At 68.8% G+C, this 11,008-nt stretch carries 10 protein-coding genes; 6 read left to right on the top strand and 4 right to left on the bottom strand.

Features of this window, described 5'->3' with window-relative positions; genetic code table 11:
• A partial coding sequence (locus VFS34_09400; GenBank protein HET9794665.1) for a hypothetical protein occupies nt 1-1,070 on the top strand: 1,070 nt, incomplete at its 5' end.
• Nucleotides 1,071-1,112: 42 nt separating this feature from the next.
• On the opposite strand, the gene VFS34_09395 is transcribed toward VFS34_09400, so the two are convergent.
• A complete protein-coding gene (locus VFS34_09395) occupies nt 1,113-1,610 on the bottom strand; it encodes a GAF domain-containing protein (GenBank protein ID HET9794664.1) in 498 nt (165 codons plus the stop codon).
• Between the two features lie 94 nt (nt 1,611-1,704).
• On the opposite strand from VFS34_09395, the gene VFS34_09390 reads away from it, so the two are divergent.
• Nucleotides 1,705-3,516, top strand: coding sequence for an SLC13 family permease (locus VFS34_09390; protein ID HET9794663.1), 1,812 nt, complete (start codon nt 1,705-1,707; stop codon nt 3,514-3,516).
• A gap of 26 nt (nt 3,517-3,542) precedes the next feature.
• Here the strand turns inward: VFS34_09390 and VFS34_09385 are convergent, their stop codons facing one another.
• Nucleotides 3,543-4,013, bottom strand: coding sequence for a DUF983 domain-containing protein (locus VFS34_09385; protein HET9794662.1), 471 nt, complete (start codon nt 4,011-4,013; stop codon nt 3,543-3,545).
• A gap of 82 nt (nt 4,014-4,095) precedes the next feature.
• Here VFS34_09385 and VFS34_09380 point away from each other — a divergent pair, with 82 nt between their 5' ends.
• Nucleotides 4,096-5,871: a DUF885 family protein gene (locus VFS34_09380; GenBank protein HET9794661.1), complete on the top strand. Its 1,776-nt coding sequence runs from the start codon at nt 4,096-4,098 to the stop codon at nt 5,869-5,871.
• Between the two features lie 64 nt (nt 5,872-5,935).
• On the opposite strand, the gene VFS34_09375 is transcribed toward VFS34_09380, so the two are convergent.
• Together VFS34_09375 and VFS34_09370 are read right to left on the bottom strand one after the other, a co-directional pair.
• Entirely contained in the window at nt 5,936-6,637 is a 702-nt protein-coding gene (locus VFS34_09375) for a hypothetical protein (protein HET9794660.1), read from the bottom strand.
• A 73-nt stretch (nt 6,638-6,710) separates the two neighbouring features.
• Nucleotides 6,711-7,532 (bottom strand): hypothetical protein, encoded by an 822-nt coding sequence (locus VFS34_09370; GenBank protein ID HET9794659.1) that lies wholly within the window; start codon nt 7,530-7,532, stop codon nt 6,711-6,713.
• A gap of 66 nt (nt 7,533-7,598) precedes the next feature.
• Between VFS34_09370 and VFS34_09365 the strand changes: the two genes are divergently transcribed.
• The 3 genes from VFS34_09365 to VFS34_09355 all read left to right on the top strand — a co-directional run bounded on the left by VFS34_09365 (nt 7,599) and on the right by VFS34_09355 (nt 10,940).
• Nucleotides 7,599-7,913: an ATP-dependent Clp protease adaptor ClpS gene (locus VFS34_09365; GenBank protein HET9794658.1), complete on the top strand. Its 315-nt coding sequence runs from the start codon at nt 7,599-7,601 to the stop codon at nt 7,911-7,913.
• A gap of 143 nt (nt 7,914-8,056) precedes the next feature.
• On the top strand, nt 8,057-8,311 hold the full coding sequence (locus VFS34_09360; GenBank protein HET9794657.1) for a YfhL family 4Fe-4S dicluster ferredoxin: 255 nt from the start codon (nt 8,057-8,059) through the stop codon (nt 8,309-8,311).
• Nucleotides 8,312-8,438: 127 nt separating this feature from the next.
• Nucleotides 8,439-10,940 (top strand): sialidase family protein, encoded by a 2,502-nt coding sequence (locus VFS34_09355; GenBank protein ID HET9794656.1) that lies wholly within the window; start codon nt 8,439-8,441, stop codon nt 10,938-10,940.
• Nucleotides 10,941-11,008 lie beyond the last annotated feature (68 nt).

Here is an 11,008-nt window from a genome sequence, read left to right as displayed (position 1 = left end):
TCTGCAATCTCGCTCCGGACCACATGACCGCGACGGGGGGCGATTCCCAGTCGACGCTGATCAACACGGCCTTTTCCCTGCCCCTGCAGGTCACGGTCTTCGACGGCGCGAGCAACCCCAAAGCGGGCGTCGCGGTGACGTTCTTCGCTCCTCCTCCCGGCGGAAGCGCTCCGAGCGCGGTCCTCTCCTCGGCGACCGCGGTCACGAACGGCTCGGGAATCGCCCAGGTGACCGCGACGGCCAATCCGGTCGCCGGAGCATTCACCGTCGGCGCCACCGCGCCCGGCCTCGCGCCGGTGTCGTTCTCGCTCTCCAACTCGAACGTCGCCTCCGCGGCCGCGCAGATCACGCTCGACCTTCTGACGTCGCCGCAGAGCCAGCTCATCAACCAGCCGTTCTCGTTCCCCCTGAAGGTCCAGGTCCTCGACAGCGGGTCCAACCCGGTGAGCGGCGCGACGGTCGCGTACACGGTTCTTTCCGCCGCCAACGGGGCCGCGGCGGACCTCTCCGCCGCCACCGCGACGACCGACGGCTCGGGCTTCGCGCAGGTCACCGCGACGGCCAACGGGCTCGTCGGCTCCTACAGCGTGAAGGTCGCGATCCAGAGCAACGCGAGCGTCGCTCCCCAGAACATCAGCCTGCGAAACTACGCTCCGCTCCCCCACTTCATGGCGCTCGCCGGCGGAACGCCCCAGACGACCGCCATCCTGACGACGTTCGGTCAGAAGCTGTCGGTCAGGTTGACGGACACCCAGGGCAACCCGACGCCGCAGGTCCTGGTTTACTTCGTCACGCCCACGTCGGGCCCGAGCGCGACGCTCTCCGCCAACGCCGTCCTGACGGACGCCAACGGCGTCGCGGAGGTCACGGCGACGGCCAACGGCACCCCGGGCTCGTATGGCGCGGGAGCGTACGTCTTCCACACGACGATCGAGAAACCGATCTTCCAGACGTTCGCGTTGACGAATCAGGCGGAAAGCGCCTCGCCGGTTCCGATGCTGTCGTGGCCGGGACTCGCGATGCTCGGTCTTCTGCTCGCCGGGGCCGGACTGTGGGCCGCGCGGCGCTGAGGAAGGACGAACTCCAGGATCCGCCTCCGGGCGGCGCGCTCGTCAGAATCCGGTTTCGGGGAGCTTTTCCGAGACGACCGCCGCGACGGCCTCGAGGCCCCGGCGGTCGTCTCCGTCGAACCGGCCGACCGCCGGCGCGTCCACGTCGAGCACCCCGAGGAGGCGCCCGCCGCGGACGAGCGGAACGACGATCTCGGATCGGGACGCCGCGTCGCACGCGATATGGCCCGGGAAACGGTTCACGTCCTCGACGACCACCGTTTCGCGGGACGCGGCCGCGGTGCCGCAGACGCCTTTTCCGAGAGCGATCCTCACGCATGCCGGCCGCCCCTGGAAGGGCCCGAGCACGAGCTCTCCGCCGCGCAGGAGATAGAAGCCGGCCCAGTTGATGCCGGGGAGCGCTTCCCACACGAGCGCGGCGGCATTGGCAAGATTCGCGATGGCGTCCGGCTCGTCGGAGACGAGCGATTCGAGCGACCTCGCGAGCGCGGCGTAGAGCTCGGGCTTCGGGGCCGCGTGATCGAACGCGGATTCGTGCACGGACCGATCTTACTTCGGGCGCGCGAGGCCCGCCGCGTCGACCCGACGCTCGAAGGGGTCGCGATCCCCGGGTCGGAACACTAGAATCGGGGCGATGCTCGGCGCTCCGGCGCTTCTCGTCCTCGTGGCGCTCGCGACCGCCGCATTCCTGGGGGAGGTGATCTCCCCCGACCGCGTTGCGCTCGGCCTCCTCGCGGTTCTCCTGCTCCTCCGATACGTCGATTTCGAGGAGGCCTTCTCCGGATTCGCGAGCCCGGCGATCGTCATCCTCGTCTCCGCCTTTCTGTTCAGCGGCGCCCTCGAGCGAAGCGGCATCACGCGGCGCCTCGGTTCGGCGCTCGTGCGATGGAGCGGACGCCGGAACGGGGTTCTGCAGGGCGCGATCCTCGTGACCGCCGCGGGTTTCTCTCTCGTGATGAACAACATCGCCGCCGCGGCCGTGCTCCTGCCGGGGGTGAGCGACGCGCTCCGCCAGCGCCGGATCTCCCCGTCGAAGGTCCTGCTCCCGCTCGCCTTCGCCACACAGCTCGGCGGCATGGCCACGCTCCTGACGACGTCGAACATCGTGGTCGGCGAGATGCTGCGTCAGAGGGGATTTCGGCCGTTCGGCCTGATGGATTTCCTTCCGATCGGGGGAACGCTCGCGATCGCGGGGCTGCTCTACGCCGGCTTCGTGGCGCCGCGTCTCCTCCCCGCGCGATCCGAGCCCGAGGACCGCCTCGCGCGCGGGGCCGCGGGCCGGTCGCTCACGCAGATCTACGAGCTCGGTCGCCGGATCGAGAGCGCGCGCATCCTTCCCGGGTCTCCGCTGGCGGGAACGACGCTCGGAAAGAGCGGCCTGGCTCACGCCCTCGGCGTCGTGGTCGTCGCCGTCGTGCGCCCGGACGGCTCCCAGCGGCGCGCCCCGGAGAGGGATTTCCCGCTCGGCGCCGGCGACATCCTCGTTCTCGACGGCGTGCCTCCCGACCCGGCGGTGATCCGGGAGGCGGGCCTCGAGGTCATCCGGCTGAAGAAGCCCACCCGGTATCTCTCCTCGCCGCGCGTCGCCCTCGTGGAGGGCGTCGTCGGCCCCCGCTCCCGGTTCGCCAACAAGAGCCTCCGCGAAGTCAACTTCCGCGAGGCGCTCGGCGGCGTCTCCGTCCTCTCGATCTGGAGGGACGGCGGGTTCGTCGAGAGCGCGCGGCTCGCGGAAGCGCCGCTCAAGTTCGGAGACGGCCTCCTGATGCAGGGCCCGCGCGCGGCGTTCCGGCGCATGCGGGAGGAGGGCGACGTCCTCGTGCTCGGCCACGAAGACCTCACGCCTCCGGCGAATCCGGCGCGCACCCGCACCTGCCTCGCGATCATCCTCGGCGCGCTCGCCGGAGCGATGATCTTCCCCTCGTCGGTCGCGACGGCGCTCTTCGTCGGGGCCGTCGCTCTCCTCCTCTTCGGCGGCCTGTCCTCGGACGAGGCGTACCGATCGGTCGACTGGCGGGCCGTGGCGCTGATCGGCGCGATGCTCCCGCTCTCGATCGCCCTGACGCATTCGGGGGCCGCCGCGATGGTCTCGCGGACGCTCGTCGGAGCGTCTCATGCCCGGAGCCCGCGGGGTCTCCTCGCGCTCTTCACCGTGCTGACCGCCGCGCTCACCCAGATCATCCCGGGAGGTGCGGCGACCCCCCTCATCGTCGGGCCGATCGCCGTCGCGACGGCCGGCCACGTCGGAGCGGACCCGCGGGCGTTCGCGATGGCCGTCGCGCTCGGGACGTCGACGTCGATGCTCACCCCCTTTTCGCATCCGGTGAACGTGCTCGTCATGGGTCCGGGCGGTTATCGTTTCGGCGACTACGTCCGGGCGGGTCTTCCTCTCACCATCGGGCTCGTGGCCGGGATCATCCTGCTCGTGCCCCGTTTCTTCCCGCTGTAGAGGCGCGCTCCCGGCCGGGAACGCCGTCAGTTCCGTGCGCGCGGTCCTCCGGGCGAACGCTTCCGCGCGGGATCGACGAAATGGTCGAACGCGATCCAGAGCGCTTTCGCGTGCCGCACGAGCAGGACGCTCGCGACGGGCATCGGCAGGAGCAGGAGGAGGAGCATCGGGACGAGCGGAAGGTCCGCGAACGTCGAGAGGAGGAACCAGGCGACGAGCGCCGCGCCGCCGACGGCCGCGTAATCGAACGCCCATATCGCGAGCAGGAAATACCCCGGCTCGCGATCGTAGCGGTACCGGCAGCGCGGGCATCCTTCGAGAGGCGTCAGCCACTGCCGGACGCTGCGCGTCCGCCGCCATTCCGGAAAGATCGGGTGCTCCCCGCAGACGGGGCAGCGCAGCCGCATCGCCCGGCGGAAATAGGTCGCGGCGTTCCCGGCCGTGAACGGCCCCCGGACCGGAAGCGCGGCGGGGGCGGACGGCTCCTCGGGACGCATCGCGATATCGTAGCCCGCGATCCTCCGCGCCGGAACAAAACGGCGTTTCGTCCGTATCAGCGTTGAGGAAGAAGGAGGCCCGATGTTTCGATTCATGACTTTGTCCCTGATCGGCGTTCTCGCCGCCGGGGCGGCTTTCGGCGCCGACGCGCCGTCCGCTTCGCTGGAGGCGCGCCGCAAGGCGATGAACGACCTGATCGCGGAGCAGTGGGAATACAACCTCTCGACGAACCCCGAATTCGCCTCGTATCTCGGGGACAAGCGCTGGAACGACAAGTCGAGCGACAACTCGCTCGCCGCGATCCAGAAGGACCTCGCCAAGACGAAGGAATTCCTCGATCGGTTCGAGGCGGTCGACACGACGGGCTTCCCCGAACAGGAGCAGCTCAACAAGACGCTGATGGTCCGGGAGCTGAAGGAAGGCCTCGAGGGGGCGAAGTTCAAGGGATGGGAGATGCCGGTCACGCAGATCTCCGGGATCCACATCCAGGCCCCGCAGTTCGTCGCCTACCTCCCGTTCGACACGACGAAGGACTACGACGACTACCTCACGCGCATGCGGAATTTCCCGAAGCAGTTGAACGACGTGATGGACAACATGCGGGCGGGCATGAAAGACGGCCTCATGCCTCCGAAGTTCCTCCTCGAGAAGGTCGTTCCGCAGGCGGAAACGATCGCGGGCGCGGACCCGGAGAAGTCGCCGTTCGCGCAGTGCCTGACCAAGTTCCCGAAGACGGTTTCCGCCGAAGACCAGAAGCGGATCCACGACGCGCTCGTCGCCGTCATCAAGAACGACATCGAGCCGGCCTACGCGAAGTTCGCGAAGTTCGTGAAGGACGAGTACGCGCCGAAGGGACGCAGCGAGGTCGGGATCTGGTCGCTCCCCGACGGGGAGGCGCGCTACGCGTTCCGCGTGAAGGAATCGACGACGACCGGGATGACGCCGGAAGAGATCCACCAGCTCGGCCTCCGCGAGGTGACGCGAATCGAAGGAGAGATGGAGAAGATCGCCCGGAAGCTCGGCTATGCCGACCGGAAGGCGTTCGACGCCGCGATCGAGAAGGACCCGAAGCTCCACGCCCATTCGCGGCAGGAGATCGTCGACCTCTACACGAAGTACATCGACCAGATGTGGGCGAAGCTGCCGCAGATCTTCGGCCGGCTCCCGAAGGCGAAAGTCGTCGTCAAGCCGACCGAGCCCTTCCGCGAGGCGACGGCCTCCGGCGCCGAGTACAACACGGGGACGCCCGACGGCTCCCGGCCCGGCGTCGTCAACGTGAACACGAGCGACTTCGCGAAGCGGAAGATCATCAACATCGAGACGACCGCGTATCACGAAGGCGTCCCGGGACATCACATGCAGCTCTCGATCGCGCAGGAGCTCCCGACGATCCCGCCGTTCCGGCAGCAGGGAGGCAACACCGCCTACATCGAGGGCTGGGGACTGTATTCGGAGGACCTCGGCCGCGACGTCGGCTTCTTCCAGGACCCTTATCAGCTCTACGGGCACTACCAGGACGAGATGCTCCGGGCGATCCGGCTCGTCGTCGACACCGGCCTCCACTACAAGAGGTGGTCGCGGCAGCAGGTCGTCGACTTCTTCCACGCCCACTCCGGCACGGACGAAGTCGAGGTCCAGAGCGAGACCGACCGGTACATCTCCTGGCCCGCGCAGGCGCTGGGTTACAAGATCGGGCAGCTCACGATCCTCGCGCTCCGCGAGAAGGCGAAGAAGGAGCTCGGGGACAAGTTCGACATCCGGAAATTCCACGACGAGGTGCTCGGCGCCGGCGCGCTGCCGATGGACGTGCTGCAGGCGCGCATCGACGCGTGGATCGCGGCTCAAAGAGCCGCCTGAACCGGCGCGGCCGGTCCGCCGCCCGAACGCGAACGACCGGCGGGGACGAACCCCGCCGGTTTTTTTAGGACTTCCCGGGCGGGAGGCGGGCAGCGGCCTCCCGCGCGATCCCGGCCTGCTCCGGGCTCCCCGCGGCGTCGAGCTCTCCGGCGGCCGTTTCGAGCGCCCGCCGCGCCTCGGAAAAACGCCGCAGCCCGGCGAGCGTGATCCCCAGCTGGAACCGGCTCGACGCGGTTCCCCCCGTGAGCCCCAGGCGCGCGCGGATCTCGAGCGCTTCCGACAGCGCGCCGGCGCTCCGCTCGAGCTCCTCCGCCGCGCCCTCCGGGGCGAGTTCCGCGAGCTTCCGCCGCGCGATGCCGAGGTGGTGGAGCGTCACCGCCCGTGCGATCTCCCGCTCGCCGTTGCGGTACACGAGCGCCTCCTCGAGATCGGCCGCCGCCCGCCCGAGGTCCTCCGCCGATGCGCCGACCCCGGTACGGGCGCTCCCGCGGTTGTGGAGCGCGCGGGCGCGGCGGTCCGCGTCTCCGCGCCAGGCGTCGAGCGCGCGCGCGAAGCACGATTCGGCGCGGTCGAGGCTCGCGGCGGGCCCGGGCGTTCCGAAGAAAGCCCCCAGGTTGTTCCAGAAGCGGCCTCGCTCCTCGCCGAGCCGGGGATCGAGATCGGGGAGGAGGGCCCACAGATCGTCGGCGAGCGCGCGGCAGAAGTCCGCGTCGCCCGCCTCCTCGAGCTCGTGCTGCACCGCGTGCCAGTCGCGGTAGCTCCCCACGGGGTCGGCGGAGAGCCGCCGGCGGAGCTCGGCGCGGACGCGGTCGAATTCCGGGAGTTCCAGCGATCGTCTCCTAGTCGAGGAGCTTCTCGTCGCCGGGACGGCCGTGCTTCCAGTAGTCGAGGCGGATCGATTTCCGGAGCTCGAGCGAGCTCCCGTCGGCGCGCTTCCACGAACGCAGGAGGTGCGGCGGCGCCTCGTCGAAGACGAAACGGTCGACGCCCCCGGCGTGCGCGACCTCGATGCGGACCGCGCCCGAAGCGGGCGGGAGCACCCGGATCGTCGCATCCGCGAATCGGGGATCGCCGAACTTCGACCCGATCACCGACGGGAAGAGGCGCACGCGGTATTCCGCCGGGTCGAACCGGCGGAGACATCGAAGCTTCATCGGGAGCTCGTCGGCGAAGATCCCGCCCGGAGGCATCGGCACGCGGCGCTCGCCGTCGGCCTCGCCGTCCCAGTACGTGTGGAAGACGAACCGCAGGAAGCCTCCCTCGAGCCACCCCTCCTTGAACGTGTTGCCGCACGAATCGTTGGACGAGAGCGACAGCTTCACGACGGATCCGGTCGCCCGCTGCCAGAACGTCGACTGCATCTGGTGGAAGCCGTACACGCCCGTCGCGACGTCGATCACCTGGTTCATCTTCAGGACGTCGACGGCGCCGGGCCGCTCCGACTTCACCCGCGTCCGAAGGTCGAACGGTTCCTTCACGACGACGTGGACCACGCGCGCCGGGCGCACGACCCCTTCGCGGAGCTCCGACGCCGTGTAGACGTCGTACTCGGCGCGTCCGTCGTCCCACAGGCGGTCCCGGAGGAGGTCGGCCGAAAAGGGATCGGCCGCGGAAAGCCGGGCGGCGATCGCGAGCGCGACGAGGGCGGCTCCTCTCCTCACCCGCCGATCTTACGCGATGCCCCTCGGCGGAAGGTGTTGCCGGCGGCCGCCGCGTAGAATGCGCGGATGGGCGAGCCTCGACACGCCTCGGACGGGCAGGTCCTCCCGGAGAAGAAGCCGGACGTCCGAAAGACGCCGCTGTACCGGGTCCTCCTCCACAACGACGACTACACGACGATGCCCTTCGTGGTCGAGATCCTCGAGACGGTCTTCCACAAATCGCCCGCCGAGGCGCACCGGATCATGATGCACGTCCACACCCGGGGACACGGAGTGTGCGGCGTCTACCCTTTCGAGATCGCCGAGACGAAGGTCGATCTCGTCCACCAGCGGGCCCGGGAGAACGAGTTTCCGCTGAGGGCAAGCCTCGAAGAGGAGTAACTCCCGGTCTTTCCGCCACGCTCCTTGTCCGGACCTCTCGCTCCCGCCGCGAAGTGATGAGGATGAATCAGGCCGGCGATTCCTTCGGTTGCGATGATCCTTTTGCGCCGGGAATCGGATCCGGCGCGGAAGGAGAAATTCCCATGGCAATGGTCATCCTCGACACCTGCATCGATTGCGGAAAGTGCGAGCCCGAGTGCCCCAACGACGCGATCACGCAGGGGGACGGGATCTACATGGTCAACCCGGATCTCTGCACCGAATGCGTCGGCCATGCCGACGAGCCCACGTGCGCCCAGCTCTGCCCCGTCGACGGAACGATCGTGATCGATCCGGCGCACACGGAGAGCCGCGAGGTATTGCAGGCGAAGTTCGAAGCCATTCACGCGAGCGCGTAACGCCTCCCGCAGCCTCCGCGCCGGGCGGGCGTCCGCGCTTCGCCGTCTCCCGCATTTTCGTTCGAAAACGCCACGGTCCATCTTGCGCGCCGAAAACCCGGCCGCAATCCCCGATGAAGGAGGATGCATGCAGACCAATATTCCCGGGAGACTCCTGAAGCTCGCCGGTCTCGCCGCGCTCGCCGGCGGGATCTCGGCGGCGACGTGGGCGGACGGCGGCTACACGAGCCGGATCAAGGCGGGAGACCTTCCGGCGAGCGCGGGCCAGGACCAGGCCGAGTCGCCGGAAGCCCGAATCGAGTGGATGAAGGCGAGGATGGGGGGCGAGCTCACGTCCGAGTTCCGGGCGATGATCCTCGACGAGGCGAAACGCCTCCAGGCCGGCGGAAGGTCGCCGGTCGGAGGATCGTGGAGGTCGCTCGGACCGACGACCACCACTCGATGGCAGAACGGCGTCAACAAGGCGAGCGAAATCAGCGGCCGACTGCGGACGATCCTCCCGGATCCGCGCCCCGCCAGGGCCAACACGGTCTACCTCCTCTCCTCGGGCGGCGGTCTGTGGAAGACGACGAACTTCGGCGCCAGCAAACCGACCTGGACCGCGAAGACGGACGGCATCTACGCGACCTCCGGCGGCGCCGCGGCCTTCGGGCGCACGCCGGACGTCCTCTACCTGGGATCGGGCGACCCCTTCGACCTCGGGGTCGGCGGCGTCGTGTACAAGTCGACCGACGGCGCGGACACCTGGTCGGCTCCGATCCCGCTCCCGGGCGCCCAGCGCATCCTCGACGTGAAGGTGGACACGTCGCAGGGCACGACCACGGCGGACGACATCGTTCTCATCGGGACCGACGTCGGCCTGTACCGCTCGGCCGACGGGGGGGCATCCTTCAGCTACGTGTCGATCGATCCGGGCACCGAGGCCTACTTCGCGTCCTTCGGCGGCGGCCACGAGGACTGGAGCCTGGTGAAGACCAGCACGGGATGGCTCGCCTCCCAGGCGTACTGGCAGGTCTCGCCGAACTACTACGAGAACACGCTCGTCTATTTCTCGACCGACCAGGGCGCGACCTGGGATTACATCGCCGACACGGGAGTCCTCGGATACTCCGGGAGCGCGGGGCGCACGACGCTCACGGTCGGGGGGCCGGGCGGCAGCATCGTCTACGCCCTCTCGGCGACGGCCGCCGGCACGAACCAGAAGGACGTCTACAAGTCGACCGACGGCGGGCAGCACTTCACGGCTCTCGGAATGAACTCGAAGGCGCCGACGAACCCGAACTATTTCAACCCGAACATGAACCTCATGCACGGCCAGGGCTGGTACAACCAGATGATCCTGTCCGACCCCTCCGACGCGACCGGGAACACCGTCTACGCCGGCGGAAACTACAGCTCCGCGGTCTCCCGCGACGGCGGGGCGACCTGGACGCTGCTCACGAGCTGGCTGGGCGACCTCTCGGCTTACCAGATGGGGGGGTCTCCCCTCCTCCTCCCCTACGCCCACGCGGACTTCCACGCGGCGGCGATCTCGACGGCCGCGGGCAAGAGGATCTTCTTCGGCAACGACGGCGGGATCTTCTACAGCGACGACAACGGCCGGTCGTGGAAGGACAATGCCAACCAGGGGCTCGGCAACGCTCTGATCTACGCGCTCGCGGCGGGCACGGTCCACCCGGACGACACCCTGATCGGCCTTCAGGACAACGGCACGCTCTACCGGGTCAATGGCAACACGTACACCGGATCGATCGGCGGCGACGGTTTCGGCACGGGCTGGAGCCAGGCCAACGACGACGTTTCGATGGGGAGCCTCTACTACCTCGACATCCGCCGGTGGAAGAGCAACCCGCCCAACAACCAGGCCAAGTACGACGTGCTGCTGAACACGTCGAACCTCGCGGGACCGGCCCCGGATTATCCGTGGTACTACGACTCGTATTTCGTCACGCCGATCGCGACGCCGACTTCGGCCGCCGATCCGACCGGCCGCGTGTTCTACACGAACACCGCCCACTATCTGCTGAGGACGACCGACGGAGGCGACACCTGGAGCGCGGTCTGGAGCTCGGCCGACCTTCCGGATCCGAACTTCACCGGACGGCAGATCCGGGGAGTCAGTCACGGCATCGGGCTCTCGCCGACGGACCTCCACTACGTCGGCCTCGCATGCACGAGCGGACATTTCCTCTACACGCACGACGGCGGTGCCACATGGACGGACGTCAACGTCGCCGCCTCGGGCGTGCCGACCTGGCCCGGATACAACTCGACGAGCGGATGGAGCGCCGACAACTCGAAGATCTATCTCGCTTCGGAAGCCGCTTATTCCGCTCCCCACGTCGCCTCGAGCGCCGACGGCGGCGCGACCTGGAGCGACGCCACGGGCGACCTTCCCCAGCTCCCGATCAACAAGATCGTCGTCGACCCGTCCGATCCGACGGGCCGCACGGTGTATGCCGCGAACTGGATCGGCGTCTATCGGACGACCGACGGCGGATCCCACTGGGACGCCCTGGGCAGCGGCCTCCCGCTCTCGATGATCTCGGACATGTACCTCTCCCCGACCGGAACGTTCCTTCGCGTCTCGAGCTACGGCCGGGGCGTCTGGGAGCTGTCCCTCAATTGATCGTTCACGGAGTTCGGCATCGGGGCCGCCGCGAGGCGGCCCCTCTTCTTCCGGCCCGGAGGCTCGAG

Source organism: Thermoanaerobaculia bacterium, from assembly GCA_035717485.1.
In the GTDB taxonomy this organism is placed as follows: domain Bacteria; phylum Acidobacteriota; class Thermoanaerobaculia; order UBA5066; family DATFVB01; genus DATFVB01.
The sequence above is the reverse complement of the archived record's forward strand: the minus strand, read 5'-3'. Positions and strand labels throughout refer to the sequence as shown.

What these genes read in the sequence shown, in the direction of transcription:
- VFS34_09390 (HET9794663.1), top strand. Translation starts at nt 1,705, where the DNA reads ATGCTCGGCGCTCCGGCGCTTCTCGTCCTCGTGGCGCTCGCGACCGCC.
- VFS34_09385 (HET9794662.1), bottom strand. Translation starts at nt 4,013, where the DNA reads ATGCGTCCCGAGGAGCCGTCCGCCCCCGCCGCGCTTCCGGTCCGGGGG.
- VFS34_09380 (HET9794661.1), top strand. Translation starts at nt 4,096, where the DNA reads ATGTTTCGATTCATGACTTTGTCCCTGATCGGCGTTCTCGCCGCCGGG.
- VFS34_09365 (HET9794658.1), top strand. Translation starts at nt 7,599, where the DNA reads ATGGGCGAGCCTCGACACGCCTCGGACGGGCAGGTCCTCCCGGAGAAG.
- VFS34_09360 (HET9794657.1), top strand. Translation starts at nt 8,057, where the DNA reads ATGGCAATGGTCATCCTCGACACCTGCATCGATTGCGGAAAGTGCGAG.
- VFS34_09355 (HET9794656.1), top strand. Translation starts at nt 8,439, where the DNA reads ATGCAGACCAATATTCCCGGGAGACTCCTGAAGCTCGCCGGTCTCGCC.